Raw genomic sequence first — 17,522 nt, 5'->3', positions numbered from 1 at the left:
GCCGTTGGCCGCTTGCCGCTTGCCGCTTGCCGCTTGCCGCTTGCCGCTTGCCGCTTGCCGCTTGCCGCTTGCCGCTTGCCGCTTGCCGCCGATCAGTGTCGGGCGCCGTGCGCGCGATGCGCAAGCGCCGCCCGCGCCTACGCGACGCTCAAATGATCGATGACTTCGCGCACGCCCTTGACCGACCACGCAGCGCCGCAAGCCGCGCGCCGCTCGATCAGCGAATCGACGGTGCCGGTCAGCGTGACGATGCCGTCGCGCTCGTCGACGTCGATATGCCCGGCCTCGCGCTGCGCGCGCCGCGCGAGCGCATCCGCGACGCGCTCGCGCACGGTCTCGCCCGCGTCGCGCGAGCGCACGTCGATCCTGTTGACGACGCCGATCACGCCGCGCATCCGGCTCACGACCGTCTCGGCCGCCTGACGCTGATAGCCGAACTCGACTTCGCCCGTGAGCGTTACGCAGCCTTCGTCGACGTCGACGTGAAGCTCCTGCCCGGCAAGCCCTTCCTGCCACGCGAGCGCCGACACGATCGCGGCGGCGAGCACTTCGTCGTCGCGGGGCGATTCGCTCGGCAGCACCTTCAGCTCGAGCACGAGCGCCCGCGCGCCCGCGATGCGCTGCGCGGCCTTCTGCGCCGCGTACTTCTGCGCCCAGCTGGGCACGAAGCCGCGCAGCGTCACGATGCGATCGTGCACCGACACGTCGATCTGCCGCGCATCCAGCGACGGGTCCCAATACAGTTCCTGCTCGACATCTTGCCTGAGCGCAGCATCCGATTTCATCGTCGTCTCCTCGCCGACCGGTTTCGATAAGCGGCCGCCCTCGGCGAACAACGCGCGGCGGCGCACGCAAGCCAGCATCGCGCATTGCGCGGCGCGGACCTTGACGCGCGTCAATGAAGGAGAAGTGACAAACGGATGCGCGGCGATGCGGCCGGCCGATACGCTGCGACGCGGGAGACGGCGCGGCTCGCGGCCGGTTCGTCGTTCGGCCGCCGATGGCCATCACGCGAAAAACCGACGAAATGCGCGGGGGAAAAAATGAAACCGCACGAATATGTACGAAGGCGTACGAATACGTACGAATACGCGCGGAAACCGGGAAAAGCACGAGAAACCCGAAGCGGCGCGACGCATCGCGCACGCGCCGCCGCCGGCGCGCCGCGCGTCACTCCAGATAGAACGCGTCCGGCAGCAAGTCGCCCGCGCTCGTCACGCGCACGTCGCCCTTCATGTTCGTCAACACGATTTCGAGCGCCGGCTTGCCAAGCTCGATCATCACCTGCCGGCATGCGCCGCACGGCGCGATCGGCCCGTCCGTCTCGCCGACGACCGCGATCGCCGCGAACTCGCCCGGCCGATAGCCCGCCGCGAGCGCCGAGAACAACGCCGTGCGCTCCGCGCAATTGCACAGCCCGTACGACGCGTTCTCGACGTTGCAGCCGTGGAAGATCTTGCCGTCCTTCGTCGCGAGCGCCGCGCCGACCCTGAAGTTCGAATACGGCGCATAGGCCTTCTCGCGCGCGGCCTTCGCGGCTTCGATCAATGCGTTGTGCGTCATGTCGTGTTACCTCGTTCGATGATTCGATGAGCTGTGATTCGGTTCTCGGGGTGCGATGGTGGTGTTGAGCGTCGCTTGCCGCACGTCGCATGTCGAACGTCGCACGCCGCACGCCGCACGCCGCACGCCGCACGCCAGTCTGCGTCGACGTGCGATTTTATGCCAACGTCCATCGCAGCGCCCCGCACGGCCGGCAGGCTCGATATGCCCGATTCTCCTGAGCCGCCCGATGCTCACGTTGCCTGCGGCGCGTCCGATGTGTGCGCCCCTCGCGCGCGGCCCAATTCGCTCGATTACTCGATCACCGCATAGACGACGCGCGCCTGCGCCGGCTGCTCCGCGCCGATCCGATACGCGCGCCGCACGGCGTCGGCGGCCCGCGCAGCCGCGTCGGGCTCGCGCGCGTGAACGATCGCGATCGGCTGCCCCGCGTCGACGCGCGCGCCCCGCTGCGCGAGCGCGGACAGCCCGACCGCGTAATCCAGCGCGTCGCCGATCTTCGCGCGGCCGCCGCCCAGGCCGACGACCGCGAGCCCGAGCGCGCGCGCGTCGATCCGGTCGATCCAGCCGGCGCGCTCGGCGAGAACCGGCGCGGCGAGCGCCGCGCGCGGCAAATGCAGCTGCGGCCGCTCGATCAGATCGGCGGGCCCGCCGAGCGCCGCGACCATCCGCGCGAAACGCTCGGCGGCCGCGCCCGATTCGAGCGCGACGCGCAACTGCCGGCGCGCGTCGTCCGCGTTCGCGGCGAGCCCGCCCATCGTCAGCATCTGCGCGGCGAGCGCGAAGCTGACCTCGCGCAGCCGCGCGGGGCGCGCCGCGCCCGTCAGGAAGTCGATCGCGCAGCGCACCTCGATCGCGTTGCCCGCGCACGGCGCGAGCGCCTCGTTCATATCGGTGAGCGTCGCGGCCGTCTTCATCCCCGCGCCGTTGCCGACGTCGACGATGCTGCGCGCGAGCTCCGCCGATTTCTCCACGGTCGGCATGAACGCGCCGGTGCCGACCTTCACGTCCATCGCGAGCGCGTCGACGCCCGCCGCGAGCTTCTTCGACAGGATCGACGCGGTGATCAGCGAGATCGATTCGACGGTCGCCGTCACGTCGCGCACCGCGTAGATCCGCTTGTCGGCGGGTGCGAGCTGCGCGGTCTGGCCGACGATCGCGACGCCGACCTCGCGCACGACGCGCCGCAGCGCGTCGACGGACGGCGCGACGTCGTAGCCGGGAATCGCCTCGAGCTTGTCGAGCGTGCCGCCCGTGTGGCCGAGGCCGCGGCCCGAGATCATCGGCACGCAGCCGCCGCACGCGGCGACCATCGGCCCGATCAGGAGCGACGTCAGATCACCGACGCCGCCCGTCGAATGCTTGTCGACGACGGGACCGTTCAGGCGTTCGCCGCGCCAGTCGAGCACGTCGCCGGAATCGCGCTGCGCGAGCGTCAGCGCGATCCGCGCCGATAGCGGCAGCTCGTTGAAATAGACGGCCATCGCGAACGCGGCGATCTGGCCTTCGGTCACGTCGCCCGTCGTCACGCCGCGCACGAAACGCTCGACGTCGGCTGCGTCGAGCGGCTCGCGGTCGCGCACCTTGCGGATGAATTCCTGCGGCAGGAAAGTCATGGCTTGCCCAAGTATTTGATTTTCAACGACACGATCGAATGCATCCCGGACGGCGCTTCGCCCCGCCCGCGCGCGTCGGCGTTCCATCCGTTGCCGGGACCGGCAGGCCGGGCGGGAATCTCATGAAGAACGACGCTATCACGGACGCGCAAGCCGCACACGCAATCCCGACGCGCCGCGAAGGCCCGCTCGATCGGAACGATGCGGGCCCGCGATGGAAGCGATCGCGAATCCGGCTGCGCGGGCACCGGCCGATTCCGGCAGGCGGCGGCGTCCCGCGCGCGTGCATATCGAGGCGATCGAATCGAGTGGCGACCGCTCGCCGCGAGCCGCGAGCCACCGGCCATCGCCATCGCCATCGCCACCGCCACCGGCCGCCGGACAGCCGGCAAATTCGGCGCATCACTCTAACCGGGGAATTTCCCGGTCAAGAAAGCGATCCCCGCGGCCGTTAAGTTGGCTAAAGACAGGAGGTCGACATGCTCTACGCCATCTTGACGCCGAAAGCGGAAACGCCGCTGGGTTACTACGATTCGTCGGTGACGCCGACACCGGAGGACATGGCCGACCATCTCGCCAAAGCCATGGGATTCGACGATCGCGAGGAATGGATGGAGGCGTATGGAGTCCACAAGCTCGGCTATGCGCCGGTTCACTGACGGGAGCCGCGAGATGCGCGTCGATCCGTCACGCGGTCGCGCACACGTGCGCGCGCCTTTCGCGACGCGCGCGTTGCGGCGGGCGTGCCGGCGGCTTCAACGGCTCGCGCCGGCCATCGGACTGCGCGCGATCCTGACCGCGCTGCTCGGCTGCCGGTGGCTTCGAGCACTGGCCGAACTCGCGCGTGCGAGCGCGGCCCCCGGCTACAGCCTCGCCGTCGTCGAACGGCGCCCCGATCGCATTCGCCCCCGGCGCGCCCGTATCGACTGACGCCGCCCTTCGGTTCGCGCAACGTCGCTCAATACCCTGCGCCCCGCGTCGCCCCTGCCCGATGCCCGAGCGTCTCGAGCAGATTCCCGAGCAGCCCCGACGCGCCGAAGCGAAACGTCGCGCTCGTCAGATAGCCCGGCCCGAGCTCGCGCTCCGCGAGCGACAGATACTGCGCCGCGTCCTGCGCGGTGCGCACGCCGCCCGCCGCCTTGAAGCCCACCGCGCGCCCCGCCACGCGAATCGTCGCGAGCATCACGGCCGCCGCGTCGAGCGTCGCGTTCACCGCGACCTTGCCCGTCGACGTCTTCAGAAAGTCCGCGCCCTCCTCGATCGCGATCTCGCTCGCCTGGCGGATCGCCGCCGCGTCGCGCAGCTCGCCGGTTTCGAGGATCACCTTCAGGCACTGGCCGCCCGCCGCCGCGCGGCATTGCGCGACGAGCTCGCGTCCGACCCGCTCGTCGCCGTCAAGCAGTGCGCGATACGGAAACACGACGTCGATCTCGTCCGCGCCGCGCGCGAGCGCATCGGCCGTCTCGCGCGCGGCCGCATCCGGATCGGCCGCGCCGTGCGGGAAATTCGCGACGGTCGCCACCGGCAGCACGAGCCCGCGCGCCGCGAGCGCCGCGTGCGCGACGCCGACGAAGCGCGGATACACGCACAGCGCGGCGGGCGTGCCGACCGGCGTGTCGGCGGACGCGGCGAGCGCGGCGATCTTCTCGTCGGTGTCGTCGTCGTTGAGCGACGTGAGGTCGATCAGGTGCAGCGCCTTCAGCGCCGCTTCGGTCAATTGGTTGCGATTCAACGAAAGCTCCATGCGAGCACCTCGTTCAAGAAAGGGACAGGAACAGCCCGGCGATCGTCGCGCTCATCAGGTTCGACAGCGTCGCGGCCGCGAGCGCGCGCATGCCGTTGCGCGCGACGTCGGAGCGCAGATCCGGCTCGACCGCGGTGAAGCCGCCCGTGAGGATCGCGATCGACGAGAAATTCGCGAAACCGCACAGCGCGAACGACACGATCGCGATCGTCTTCGGCGCGAGCACGGGCAGCCCGGCCGCGGCAACCTGCGCGGCGTCCTTCAGATACGGCGACAACGCGCCGTACGCGACGAACTCGTTCAGGATCAGCTTCTGGCCGATGAAGCTGCCCGCCACCGGCGCATCTTGCCACGGCACGCCGATCAGCCACGCGAGCGGCGAGAACAGCGCGCCGAGCAGCGACTGCAGCGTGACGCCCGCGAAGCCGAGCCAGCCGGCGACGAGCCCGACCATCGCGTTCAGGAGCGCGATCAGGCCGATGAACGCGATCAGCATCGTACCGACGTTCACGGCGATCCGCATCCCGACGCCCGCGCCGGACGCGGCCGCCTCGATCACGTTCGCCGCGCGCTTCTCGTCGAACTCGAGCGAATCGACGACGACGCGGGACGGCTCCGTCGTCGGGCACAGCATCTTGCCGAACAGCAGGCCGCCCGGAATCGCCATGAACGACGCGGCGAGCAGATACTCCATCTTCACGCCGAGCCCCGCGTAGCCGGCGAGCACCGAGCCCGCGACCGACGCCATGCCGCTCGACATCACCGCGAACACTTCGGTGCCGTTCATCCGCCGGATGAACGGCTTCACGAACGCGGGCATCTCGCTCTGGCCGAGGAAGATCGTCGCGACGGCCGAGCACGCCTCGATGCGGCTCACGCCGAGCAGCTTCGCCATCGCGGTGCCGACGATCGTGATCAGCCACTTCATCACGCCGATGTAATAGAGCACTGCGATCAGCGACGTGACGAACACGATCATCGGCAGCACGCGCAGCGCGAACGCGAAGCCGCCGTCGCCGAAGAGCGCGAACATCTTGTCGCCGACGAGGCCCGCGAACAGGAACGCAACGCCGTGCTGGCCCATCTCGAGCACGCTGTTGACCGCATGCGCGATCGCGGCGAGCGCGTCGCGCCCGACGGGCACGAACAGCACGAGCGCGCCGATCGCGAGCTGCGTCGCGAGCGCCGCGACGACAGTGCGGGCGCTGATCGCACGCCGGTTGATCGACAGCGCAAAACCGACGCCGAGCAATACCACGATGCCACACAAGCTGCGCAAGATATCCACGAACGTACCTCGGATGATGGGATGAGAGGCCCGCCGTCGCCGGCGCGGCCGGCGGGCTGGCCAGCCCGCTCGATCGGGCGGACGGGCGCGTCCGTCCAATCGTCGGACGAGAACATAACGTGCGCGGCCGGCGAACGCCAGTGGTCGAATCGATCGGCGAACGAAAGATGCGCGCCCGCGCGTTTCGCGCGCGGTTTCGGTTGTCAGCGGGATTTTGGCGAGGTAGGCGAGGGACGGGTGCTTCGCGGCGATTTGGCGATTTGGCGATTTGGCGATTTGGCGATTTGGCGTTCTGCGTTCTGCGTTCTGCGTTCTGCGTTCTGCGGTCTGCGGTCTGCGGTCTGCGGTTTGCGGTTTGCGGTTTGCGGTTTGCGGTTTGCGGTTTGCGGTTTGCGGTTTGCGGTTTGCGGTCGAGCGTTACGCGTCAAGTGTCAGGTATCGAGCGTCGGACATCGGGCGTCGGGCGTCGGGCGTCGGGCGTCGGGCGTCGGGCATCACGCATCAAGCATCACGCATCACGCATCAAGCATCAAGCGCACAATATCGTCGCCTCCCGTGCCGGATTCGGACGCCGGCGAAAGCGCGGACGCGGACGACGCCACCGAAGCCGTCGCCAACGCCGCAGCCACCCCCGCCGCCTCCATTCCTCCCACCCCCGCGAACTGCGGCGCGAACCGCGGCGCCGACCACCGAAACGGCAGCGCCGCCGCGCTGCGCCGCACCTCGCGAACCCGAAACCGCACGAGACGCCGCGCGCCGTCGAACGCATCGAGCGCCGGCCCGTCCCACACGATCCGCGCGTCGACCGCGACGTACAGCAGATCGCCTCGCTCGAAGTCGACGAACAGCAAACCGGCGCGCGGATCGTGCAGCAGATTGCCGATCGTGTTGAAGAAATTGTTGCCGCTGTAGTCGGGCGTCGTCAGCGTGCGGTCGTCGTCGACGCGCACGAAGCCGGGCGGCCCGCCGCGATGCGACACGTCGACGCCGCGCGCGCCGCCCGCCGCTTCCGACGCGTTCGCGCTCGCAATGAAGAACGTATCCGCTCGCGCGAGCAGCGCGCGGTCGTCGGCGCCGAGCCGCGCGGCGCGGCGCTGCGGCGGCGCGGCGTCGATCCGCTGCGGCGGCGCCGGAGTCGACGTGCGGCTCTGGATGTACTTCGGGCAATTGCCGAAGCTCTGGTCGACCGCCACCGCCATCGCATCGCCCGCGAGCGACGCGACGACGCCGTTGATCCGGTTGCGCCGCCGCGTGTGCAGTTCGATGCCGAGCCCGCCGAGCAGGCTGCCGACGCGCCAGCTGCCGGCGAGCGGATCGTCGCGCAGCGCGCCGCCTGCGATGTCGAGCATGCGCGGCTCCCGCGACGACACGAAGCCCGGCGCGCCGACGCGCAGCGTCGCCCACGGCTGGCCGTCGCCGTCGACGCCGCCGACGACGAAGAACGGCAATTGCGCGTAGAACACGCGATGCTGATCGGGCATGAACGTGCGGATGCCGCGCCCGCCGGACACGGCGGCCGCTTCCGCGACGCCCGCGCGCCGCTGCGCGGCGAGCTCGCCGTCGTGAAACGGCGCGACGGGCGCCGTCGATGTGGATTGCGTCATGTCGTTCTCCTTCGCGATCGATTCGGCGCCGCGCCCGAGCTCGCGTCACGCGACGCGCAGCCCCGCGCGGCTCGCCCGCATCGGCACGAAGCCCGGCAGCGCCTCGATGCGCGCGAGCCACGCGCGTACGTGCGGATACGGCTCGAGCGATACGCCGCCCTCGGGCGCATGCGCGATGTACGCATATGCGGCGACGTCGGCGATCGTCGGACGGTCGCCCGCCGCAAATTGCCTGGCGGCGAGCTCGGGATCGATCACGTCGAAGAGCCGCTGCGCGATCCTCACCGCGCTCGCGTGATCGAGCGGCGCGCCGAACACGGTGACGAGGCGCGCGGCGGCCGGGCCGTACGCGATCGGCCCGGCCGCGAGCGACAGCCAGCGCTGCACCGCGGCGGCGCCTTGCGGATCTTCGGGCAGCCACGACGGATCGCCGTAACGCTTCGCGAGATAGACGAGGATCGCGTTCGAATCGAACAGCACGGTGCCGCCGTCCTCGATGATCGGCACCTGGCCGAACGGATTGAGCGCGAGGAACGCGGGGCGACGGTTCTCGCCGCCGCGCATGTCGACTTCGACGAGCTCGACGGGCAAGCCGAGCAGCGACAGGAACAACTGAACGCGATGGCAGTGGCCGGACAGCGAGCTCCGGTGGAGCCGAATCGGCGCGGCGGGCAATCGAATGGCGGGCATGGGGCGGCACTCCTCGAACGAAGGGCTAGATACGAAATACGAAGGTCGAAACGCGAAGGTCGAAGGCGGAACACGACGAACGGCGGCGGCGGACCGCCTCGGCAACCGGCGCTTTGCGTCGATCCGCCCGCCGACACCCGCAGCGTAGCGCGCGCATCCCGTCCACATAAGATGGATAATTGCCGAAACACAATCCCTGATGAATGGACAATTGACGATGGCGGACATCCGCGACGTGAACCTGAACCGGCTCGCGATCTTCGTCGCCGTGGTGGAGGCGGGGTCGCTCACGGCGGCGGCCGAGCGGCTCGGCCTCGCGAAGACGATGGTGAGCGCGCACATGCAGCGGCTCGAAGCCGAGGTCGGCGCGAGCCTGCTCGTGCGGACCACACGGCGGCTCAACGTGACGGAGGCGGGCCGCGCGTTCTGCGACGCGTGCCGCGACATCCTGCGCCAGACGGAAGCGGCGCTCGCCGCGGCGGCGGGCGACGCGGGGCCGCTGCGCGGCACGCTGCGCGTGAGCGCGCCCGTCGACTACGGCGCGCTCGTCGTCGCGCCGGCGCTCGTCGCGCTGCGCGACGCGCATCCGGCGCTCGACGTCGAATTGCAGTGCGACGACCGCGTCGTCGATCTCATGCGCGACAACCTGGACGTCGCGATCCGCCTCGGCCGGCTCGCCGATTCGAACTATCGCGCGGTGAAGATCGGCGGCTTCGAACGCTGGCTCGTCGCGAGTCCGGCGTTCGTCGCGCGCCACGGCGCACCGGCCGCGCCCGATGCGCTCGGCGCGCTGCCGTACGTGATGCTGTCGACGGTGCCGCGCACGACGCTCGAGCTTTCGAACGCGCGCGGCGAGCGCGCGAGCGTGCGGTGCAAGCGCGCGTTCGCGTCGAACACGGCGACGGCATGCCGCGCGGCCGTGCTCGCGGGCGGCGGCTTCGGCGTCGCGACGAGCTTCTCGAGCGCCGACGACGTCGCGGCCGGCCGGCTCGTGCGCGTGCTGCCCGCCTGGTCGTTCCCGCCCGGCGACATCCATGCGGTGTTTCCGTCGACGAGCCATCCGTGCGCGAAGGTGCGCGCGCTGATCGACGTGCTGAAGGCCCGGCTCGCGGCGTGAGCGCGAGCCAGGGCGAATGCGCTGAACGGCGCGTCACGCAGGCGCGCCGGCGCATCGCTCATCGGCGAAGCCGGCGCCGGCGAGCCGGCGGCAAGTGAAATGCGAAGCGAGCGCGGGCCGACCGACGACGCAGCCCGGCCGAATCGCGTGCGCGGGGTTCCGCGCGTCGCCGTGGCGGGAATGGCGACGAACCTTCGTTCGACGCGTGCGTCGACACGCAGCCGATCGATCCGCACGACGAGACGATCCGCGCCGATCCGAACGCAAACGCATCGGCGCGCTCGACGCAAGATCGACGCGCATCCGCCGCGCGATCGACGCGCGACGTCCAACGCCGACGCGCCGCCGACGCGACGCCCCGCCCGCTCACCGCTTCGCGAGAAACTGCAACGTGCCGAGCAGCACCTTCCGGCAGTTGCGCACCATCTTCTCCTCGGGATCGCGATAACCGGTCAGCAGCCACGCCGCGCCGACGTTCGTCATCGCGCCGACGAGCGCGAGCCCGATGATCCGCTGGTCCGCGCGCTCGCCGGCCTCCTCGCTCACCGGCCCGGCGAGCGAGATGATCATCTTGCCGAATTCGAGCAGGTTCCGCTGATAGGTCGCGTCGGTTTCCGTGCTCACGCCCATCACTTCGAGCAGCAGCACGCGCGCCGCGCAAGTGTCGCGCAGGAATGCGAAGAATGCGGCGAGACCCGCGTCGACCCGCGCTTCGAGCCCGTCGCGCTCGCCGCCGAGCGCGTCGATCGCGTGCTTCACCGAAACGCGCAGTTGCTCCGCGTGATGCTGATAGGTGCAGCGCAGCAATGCATCGGCGCTGTCGAACGCCGCGTAGAAATAGCGATCGTTGAGCTTCGCTTCCTGGCAGATCGCGCGCACGGTGGCCCGGCGGAAACCGACGGTGCCGAAGATGCGCGTGCCCGCGCGGATCAGCGCGTCGCGGCGCTCCGCGGCGCGGGCCTCGGGCGCGACCCCGCCATACGGGCGGCCCTTCTTGTCCAGTTCGAGAGAGTTCTCCATTTCGCTATTTGACATCAGTCAATGTAAAAATTAAAGTGGTGACGACTCACACCACATTCAAAATTGACATATATCACGGAGACACCCTTAGGAGGGCCGTGTGATGAGGAATTTTTCCGGCAAGGTGGCGGCGATCACGGGCGCGGGCTCCGGCATGGGGCGCAGCCTCGCCGTCGAGCTCGCGCGGCGCGGCTGTCACCTCGCGCTCAGCGACGTCAACGAAAGCGGCCTCGCGCAGACCGTCGCGATCTGCGCGACGCACGGCGTGAAGATCACGTCGCAGCGGCTCGACGTCGCGTCGCGCGACGCGGTGTTCGCCTGGGCGCGCGCGACGCGCGACGTGCACGGCAAGGTCAACCTGATCTTCAACAACGCGGGCGTGTCGCTCGCGGCGCCCGCCGAGACCGCGCGGATCGAAGATTTCGAATGGATCATGGCGATCAACTTCTGGGGCGTCGTGCACGGCACTCAGGCGTTCCTGCCGTATCTGCGCGAATCGGGCGACGGCCACGTGATCAACACCTCGAGCCTGTTCGGCCTCGTCGCGATGCCGACGCAAAGCGCGTACAACGCGACGAAGTTCGCCGTGCGCGGCTTCACCGAGGCGCTCAGGATGGAGCTCGAGCTCGAAGGCGCGCCGGTCGGCGTGACCTGCGTGCATCCGGGCGGCGTCGCGACCAACATCGCCACCGCGTCGCGGATCGATTCGAGCATCGCGACGCTGACCGGTCAGGACATCGAAACGCATCGCCGCGCGGCGAACCGGCTCATCAACGTGACGACGCCCGAATCGGCCGCGCGCCAGATCGTCGCGGGCGTCGAGCGCAACGCGCGGCGCGTGCTCGTCGGCGCCGACGCGCGCCGCATCGACAAGCTCGCGCGCCTGTTCGGCTCCGCATACCAAGTCTTCGTGCTGCGCTTCGTGCGCAAGTCGCGCGAGCGCAACCTCGCGCGCCAGCAGGCCGCGGCGCGGACCGCTCCCCCTTCCTCCATCAGCAAGGACCCCGCATGAGTTCGACGACAGACTGGAACGCCGCCCGCGCGCTGAACGATCGCGCGCCGCAGGCGGCGACGGGCGGCGACACCCGCGCCGCGACCGACTTCGACGTGCTGATCGTCGGCGCCGGGCTGTCCGGCATCGGCGCCGCGTACTACCTGCGCGAGCGCTGCCCGGACGCGAAATACGCGATCCTCGAAAGCCGCGCGACGATGGGCGGCACATGGGATCTGTTCCGCTATCCGGGCGTTCGTTCGGATTCCGACATGTTCACGCTCGGCTTCAGCTTCCGGCCGTGGCACAGCGACAAGGCGATCTCGGACGGCCAGACGATCCTCGACTACATCGAGGACACCGCGCGCGCGTACGGCATCGACAAGACGATCCGCTTCAATCACAAGGTGATCGCAGCGAGCTGGGATTCGACGAGCGCGCGCTGGACCGTGCGCGTGCAGCGCGCGGGCGACTCGCATCAGGAAGAAGCCGTCTACACGTGCCGCTTTCTCTACATGTGCAGCGGCTACTACGACTACGACGAAGGCCACGCGCCGAGCTGGCCGGACATGGACGCGTACCAGGGCCGCATCGTTCATCCGCAGCATTGGCCGAGCGATCTCGACTACAAGGGCAAGCGCGTCGTCGTGATCGGCAGCGGCGCGACCGCGGTGACGCTCGTGCCGTCGATGGCGGGCGACGCGCGCCACGTGACGATGCTGCAGCGCTCGCCGACCTACATCGTGTCGCTGCCCGCGCGCGACGCGATCGCGAACGCGCTGCGCCGCTGGCTGCCGTCGGGGCTCGCGCACCGGCTCGTGCGGCTGAAGAACGTGCTGCTGACGATGTACTTCTACAACCTCGCGCGCCGCCGCCCGGACGCGACGAAGAAGTTCATCATCCGCGCGGCGGGCAAGCAGCTCGGCCCGCAGTTCGACGTCAACAAGCATCTGACGCCGCGCTACAAGCCGTGGGACCAGCGCCTCTGCCTCGTGCCGAACGGCGATCTGTTCAAGGCGATCCGCGCGGGCAACGCGTCGATCGTCACCGACGAGATCGAACGCTTCACGCCGACCGGCCTGCGCCTGAAGAGCGGCCAGCGCCTCGACGCGGACGTGATCGTCACCGCCACGGGCCTGAAGCTGAAGATGCTGGGCGGCGCGGCCGTGACGGTCGACGCACGCCCCGTCGACCTGTCGCAGACCGTGTCGTACAAGGGCATGATGTACAGCGGCGTGCCGAATCTCGCGTCGTCGTTCGGCTACACGAACGCGTCATGGACGCTGAAGGCCGAGCTGATCGCGCAATACGTGTGCCGGCTGCTCGAGCACATGCGCACGCATGGCTACGACGTCTGCGTGCCGAGGCTCGCACCAGGCAGCATGGAGCTCGATCCCGTCGTCGACCTGACGTCGGGCTATATCCAGCGCGCCGCCGGCGTGCTGCCGAAGCAGGGCACGAAAAAGCCGTGGAAGTCCTACCAGAACTACGCGCGCGATTTCGCCACATTCAGGTTCGGCTCGCTCGCCGACGGCGCGATGCAGTTCGAGCGCCGCCGCCCGGCGCTCGCCGAACGTGACGACACCCGTCAGCCCGCCTACGAAGGAAGGTGATCCCGATGATAATCAAGCTGTTGCACTTTCTCGCTTATGCGTTCGTCGCGCTGTTTGCGTTCACGCTGTTCACCGCGCACCGCATCAAGAAGATGTTCCCGCCCGAGGGCAAGTTCGTCGACGTCGGCGCGGACCGCCTGCACTACGTCGAATACGGCGAAGGCCCGCCGATCGTGTTCGTGCACGGCCTCTGCGGCCAGTTGCGCAACTTCGCGTATCTCGATCTGCAACGGCTCGCGAAGTCGCACCGCGTGATCCTCGTCGATCGCCCGGGCTCCGGCCGCTCGACGCGCGGCCCGCGTTCGACCGCCAACGTCTACGCACAGGCTCGCACGATCGCGATGTTCATCGCGACGCTCGGCCTCGACAAGCCGGTCGTCGTCGGCCACTCGCTCGGCGGCGCGATCTCGCTCGCGCTCGCGCTCAACCATCCGCAGTGCGTGAGCCGGATCGCGCTGATCGCGCCGCTCACGCACACCGAAACCGAGCCGCCCGGCCCGTTCCGCGGGCTCGCGCTGCGCTCGTCGCTCGTGCGCCGCTTCGCGTCGTTCACGCTCGGCATTCCGGTGTCGATTCTGCAAAGCCGCAAGGCGATCGAGTTGATCTTCGCGCCGGAAACCGTGCCGCACGATTTCGGCGTGAAGGGCGGCGGCCTGATGGGGCTGCGGCCGCACGCGTTCTATTCGGCGTCGTCGGATCTCGTCGCCGCGCCGGAGGATCTGCCCGACATGGAAAGCCGCTACGCGTCGCTCGCCGTGCCCGTCGACGTGCTGTACGGCCGCGGCGACCAGATCCTCAACTGGCAGCGCCACGGCGAGGCGCTCAAGAAGCGGCTCGACGCGGTCAACCTGAAGGTCGTCGACGGCGGCCACATGCTGCCCGTCACGCAGCCCGCGCAAACGACCGACTGGCTGCTCGAAGTTGCCGACGCGCCGGTGCCCGCCGAGCCCAAACGCCTGACTGAAAGCGTCGAGAGCTGAGCCGACGGTTCGCGTCGGGCGGCTTTCGCGGCGCGTGCGCGCGCTGTGAAACCGTTCGATTCGCGTGAGATGCGCCGCCTTTTTTGGGCGGCGCTTTTTTTATGCCGCGACGAATCGCGATGAGCGATGAGCGATGAGCGATGAGCGATCGGCGATCGGCGGTCGGCAATCGGCGGCATGACGAATGCATGCCGTTCGTTGCACGCGCAACGAACTCGGCGCGGCGCCATCGCCACGCGCTTCATTACGCACACCTTCCAGCCCGTCATCGATTGCATTACATCGGCCCGCCGCCTCGCTGCGTCCGGAGCGCCGGGCCGCCGTTGCGCACACACGCGACGATCCGATCGCCGCGCATGCATGCGGCAATCAGCCGCATGCGCAATCGGGGCGCAAGCTCGGGATCAGGCTTGCAACGACGAAAAATGATCGCCGCACGAATCCGTGCTCGACGATCGCGATAATCGGAAGGAAAATCTACGATCGTATCCACGGACGAAAGAACGCGCGCGACGCCCTCGTCCGTGCCGGCCGGCGAACGGCCGCCGAATCGCGCGCCGCCGCGGCAGCCGCGTGGAAACGGCCTTGTGCGACGCTCGAATGATCAAGAAAATGCGGCATTGCACGATAACCCGAATAATCGTTGCTTCGCGCGAGCCGGCAGCCCGCGCGAAGCGGCGGATGAAACGACGGTCCGATCGCACGGCCCCCGCGAACCGCGATGCCGCCGATCGGCCGCCCGACAGGCCTCCGACGTCATGCGCAAGCGCTCGACCTTCTTCGCGACTCGTTACCTGCAGTCCTGGATGCAGAGCCTGATGTCGCCGGCGGGCATCATCGTTTGCGGCGCGCTGCTGCTCGCGCTGATCTGGCTATTCGGCGCGCGTGTGCTGTACGAATCACGCAAGGACGCGTACCTGCACGCGACCGAAAACGCGCACAACCTCGTGCTGCTGCTCGAACGCGACGTCGCGCGCAACATCGAGCTCTACGATCTGTCGCTGCAGGCGGTCGTCGACGGCGTCAACGATCCGCACATCATGGCGCTCGACCCCGCGATACGCAGCAAGGTGCTGTTCGATCGCGCGGCCACCGGCAAGTATCTCGGCACGATCTACGTGATGAACGAGCACGGCGACATCGTGCTCGATTCGCATTTCCCGCATCCGCCGCCCGTCGCGAATTTCGCGTATCGCGACTATTTCGCCTATCAGCGCGACCATCCTCAGGGCGGCCTCTACATCAGCGAGCCGTACGCCGCGCGCCTGCGGCACGGCGCGCTGACGATCGCGCTGAGCCGGCGCATCACGCGCGCCGACGGCTCGTTCGGCGGCATCGTCGCGGGCACGCTCAGCATCGACTATTTCCGCGCGCTGCTCGACGGCCTGTCGGTCGGGCCGGGCGGCACCGCGTCGATCTTCGAGACCAACGGGCTGATGATCACGCGCCTGCCGTTCGACCCGAAGATGGTCGGGCGCAGCATCGCCGGATCGGAGCTCTTCACGCAAGCGAAGGCGCGCGACGAAGGCGTGTTCACCGCCGTCGCGTCGATCGACGGCGTGCGGCGGCTCTACGTGTACAAGCGGCTGCCGGGGCTGCCGATCGTCGTCGCCGTATCGCCCGCCGAACACAACGTCTTTCTCCAATGGCGCATCCGCGCGCTGCGGCTCGGCTTGTTGATGCTCGTGTTCGGCGTCGTGATCCTGACGGGCACCGCGCTGCTGTCGCACGAGCTGCGCTGGCGGCGGCACGCCGAGCTGCGCCTGCAGCGGCTGGCGCGCACGGACGCGCTGACGGGCCTCGGCAATCGCCGCGCGTTCGACGAAAACCTGCGCAGCGAATGGGCGCGCGCGCTGCGCACCGGCCGGCCGCTGTCGCTGCTGTTCGTCGACATCGACCAGTTCAAGGATTACAACGACTGCTACGGCCACCAGGCGGGCGACGACGTGCTGCGCGAAGTCGGCCGCTGCCTCGCGCTGAACGTGCGCCGCGCGGCCGACGACGTCGCGCGCTACGGCGGCGAGGAGTTCGTGATCACGCTGCCGGACACCGATGCGAAGAGCGCGTCCGCGATCGCCGAGCATATCCGCCGCGCGATCTACGATCTCGACATCGAGCACGCAAGAAGCCCGTACGAGCGCGTGACCGTCAGCATCGGGCTCGTCACGTCGCGCGAGAACGTCGCGCATTCCGACACGACGCTCGTCAGGATGGCCGACGCCGCGCTGTACCGGGCGAAATCGTCGGGCCGCAACCGCGTCTGCGACGCGCAGCACGCATAGCGCACGCGGCTCGCGCGTCGGGCCCGTTTTGGCCCGTTTGGGTCCAATTTAGCCCGATTTAGCCCGTTTCAGCGCGGCTTCCGCACACCCGCCGCCGCGCCGCTTTCCGGCTCGCGAAAGCGCCCGAAAGGAACCGAGGCCGCGCGGCCCGGTCATTCGTATACGCTATCGCTTTGTCCACACACGAACCTATTGTCTTGAATCATGCGAGTCGGCCGCCCCGTTCCCGCCCTGCCTCAACCCGTCTGCGACTACTGCGGCGCGAAAGCGACGCTCGCGCGCTACGGCGAAGAAGCGTATCCATACCGCGAAGATCACGGCGAGCTGTGGATCTGCCCGCCGTGCGACGCATGGATCGGCGTCTTTCCGCGCAGCCGGCGCCACGTGCCGCTCGGCCGGCTCGCGAACGCCGAGCTCAGGCACGCGAAGTCCGAGCTGCATGCGGCGCTCGAGCCGCTCGTCGCCGCGAAGATGCGGCGCGACGGCTGCAACGCGTTCGAAGCGCGCGCGAAAGGCATACGCTGGCTCGCGACGCAACTGGGGCTCGACGCCACGTCGAGCACGATCCACACGTTCGATCTCGACGCGTGCCGCGGCGCGCTGCGGCTCGTCGAGCAATTCATATCCCGCAAATCGCCGCCCGCGCATTCGTAATACTTATTCGCCATTACTGCGGCGCATCAAACGCTTTTCACATCCCAGCTTACATTCTGCCTTTATCGAATTTGGTTCAAACGAATTACGCTTCTAAATTTTTTAGATCGAATCAAAAAAAGTTTGACGCTTCAATTTTTTCCTTGCTATCTTTTCGCAAACAAATGCCGCATCGATACGCGGTGCAAGCATTAACCAAACATCTGCCTGACTGAATTCTTCCAATTTAATTACGTTATTTACGAGGGGCGGCTTTCAATCCACGAAGAAACCGCGGCACGCTTCCGGACAATCGATTAATTCCAGATTAACCGGCAATCCTTCGCCATTCATCGCGAATCGGAAATATCGAAAATCACT

Annotated in this window: 15 protein-coding genes and 1 pseudogene; 8 read left to right on the top strand and 8 right to left on the bottom strand. The window is 68.6% G+C overall.

The genetic code is table 11. The features are described from left to right. Positions 1–137: 137 nt before the first annotated feature. The 3 genes from WS91_RS27940 to deoA form a co-directional block, all read right to left on the bottom strand. Complete coding sequence (locus tag WS91_RS27940) at positions 138–785, bottom strand: BON domain-containing protein (protein ID WP_038749398.1); 648 nt, start codon at positions 783–785, stop codon at positions 138–140. A 385-nt stretch (positions 786–1,170) separates the two neighbouring features. Then, on the bottom strand, positions 1,171–1,563 hold the full coding sequence (locus WS91_RS27935) for a cytidine deaminase (RefSeq protein WP_038749317.1): 393 nt from the start codon (positions 1,561–1,563) through the stop codon (positions 1,171–1,173). 293 nt (positions 1,564–1,856) lie between these two features. Beyond that, positions 1,857–3,179 (bottom strand): thymidine phosphorylase, encoded by a 1,323-nt coding sequence (gene deoA, locus WS91_RS27930; protein WP_059671434.1) that lies wholly within the window; start codon positions 3,177–3,179, stop codon positions 1,857–1,859. Positions 3,180–3,658: 479 nt separating this feature from the next. On the opposite strand from deoA, the gene WS91_RS27925 reads away from it, so the two are divergent. Together WS91_RS27925 and WS91_RS27920 are read left to right on the top strand one after the other, a co-directional pair. Further along, a complete protein-coding gene (locus tag WS91_RS27925) occupies positions 3,659–3,838 on the top strand; it encodes a hypothetical protein (RefSeq protein ID WP_038749313.1) in 180 nt (59 codons plus the stop codon). A gap of 13 nt (positions 3,839–3,851) precedes the next feature. Beyond that, a complete protein-coding gene (locus WS91_RS27920) occupies positions 3,852–4,109 on the top strand; it encodes a hypothetical protein (protein ID WP_038749310.1) in 258 nt (85 codons plus the stop codon). A gap of 28 nt (positions 4,110–4,137) precedes the next feature. On the opposite strand, the gene deoC is transcribed toward WS91_RS27920, so the two are convergent. The 4 genes and pseudogenes from deoC to WS91_RS27900 all read right to left on the bottom strand — a co-directional run bounded on the left by deoC (position 4,138) and on the right by WS91_RS27900 (position 8,505). Then, on the bottom strand, positions 4,138–4,923 hold the full coding sequence (deoC, locus tag WS91_RS27915; protein ID WP_059641789.1) for a deoxyribose-phosphate aldolase: 786 nt from the start codon (positions 4,921–4,923) through the stop codon (positions 4,138–4,140). A 13-nt stretch (positions 4,924–4,936) separates the two neighbouring features. Then, positions 4,937–6,211, bottom strand: coding sequence for a NupC/NupG family nucleoside CNT transporter (locus WS91_RS27910; protein WP_038749304.1), 1,275 nt, complete (start codon positions 6,209–6,211; stop codon positions 4,937–4,939). Positions 6,212–6,756: 545 nt separating this feature from the next. Next, a pseudogene (locus WS91_RS27905) lies at positions 6,757–7,936 on the bottom strand (pyridoxamine 5'-phosphate oxidase family protein); the annotation flags it as partial. Then, the gene (locus WS91_RS27900; RefSeq protein WP_038749298.1) at positions 7,861–8,505 is read right to left on the bottom strand and encodes a glutathione S-transferase family protein; all 645 of its coding nucleotides are present in this window, start codon (positions 8,503–8,505) and stop codon (positions 7,861–7,863) included. The pseudogene WS91_RS27905 and the gene WS91_RS27900, both read right to left, overlap by 76 nt. 217 nt (positions 8,506–8,722) lie before the next feature. Here WS91_RS27900 and WS91_RS27895 point away from each other — a divergent pair, with 217 nt between their 5' ends. After that, a complete protein-coding gene (locus WS91_RS27895; RefSeq protein ID WP_059671433.1) occupies positions 8,723–9,622 on the top strand; it encodes a LysR family transcriptional regulator in 900 nt (299 codons plus the stop codon). 366 nt (positions 9,623–9,988) lie between these two features. On the opposite strand, the gene WS91_RS27890 is transcribed toward WS91_RS27895, so the two are convergent. Further along, positions 9,989–10,642: a TetR/AcrR family transcriptional regulator gene (locus tag WS91_RS27890; protein ID WP_038749292.1), complete on the bottom strand. Its 654-nt coding sequence runs from the start codon at positions 10,640–10,642 to the stop codon at positions 9,989–9,991. A gap of 103 nt (positions 10,643–10,745) precedes the next feature. On the opposite strand from WS91_RS27890, the gene WS91_RS27885 reads away from it, so the two are divergent. The 5 genes from WS91_RS27885 to WS91_RS27865 all read left to right on the top strand — a co-directional run bounded on the left by WS91_RS27885 (position 10,746) and on the right by WS91_RS27865 (position 17,162). Next, positions 10,746–11,654 carry an SDR family NAD(P)-dependent oxidoreductase gene (locus WS91_RS27885; RefSeq protein ID WP_038749289.1) on the top strand — a complete coding sequence of 303 codons (909 nt, stop codon included), beginning with the start codon at positions 10,746–10,748 and terminating at the stop codon, positions 11,652–11,654. After that, entirely contained in the window at positions 11,651–13,246 is a 1,596-nt protein-coding gene (locus WS91_RS27880) for a flavin-containing monooxygenase (RefSeq protein ID WP_038749286.1), read from the top strand. The genes WS91_RS27885 and WS91_RS27880 overlap by 4 nt, the downstream gene beginning before the upstream one ends. A 5-nt stretch (positions 13,247–13,251) precedes the next feature. Beyond that, on the top strand, positions 13,252–14,226 hold the full coding sequence (locus WS91_RS27875; protein ID WP_038749283.1) for an alpha/beta fold hydrolase: 975 nt from the start codon (positions 13,252–13,254) through the stop codon (positions 14,224–14,226). Positions 14,227–15,044: 818 nt separating this feature from the next. Beyond that, positions 15,045–16,508, top strand: a complete 1,464-nt coding sequence (locus WS91_RS27870; protein ID WP_038749395.1) for a sensor domain-containing diguanylate cyclase — start codon at positions 15,045–15,047, stop codon at positions 16,506–16,508. 204 nt (positions 16,509–16,712) lie between these two features. Next, entirely contained in the window at positions 16,713–17,162 is a 450-nt protein-coding gene (locus tag WS91_RS27865) for a zinc-finger-containing protein (RefSeq protein ID WP_059641799.1), read from the top strand. Positions 17,163–17,522: the final 360 nt, after the last annotated feature.

It is taken from the genome of Burkholderia sp. MSMB1498 (genome assembly GCF_001526245.1).
GTDB lineage: Bacteria > Pseudomonadota > Gammaproteobacteria > Burkholderiales > Burkholderiaceae > Burkholderia > Burkholderia savannae.
Note: the sequence above shows the minus strand (reverse complement) of the source record. Positions and strands in the feature narration are given on the sequence as shown.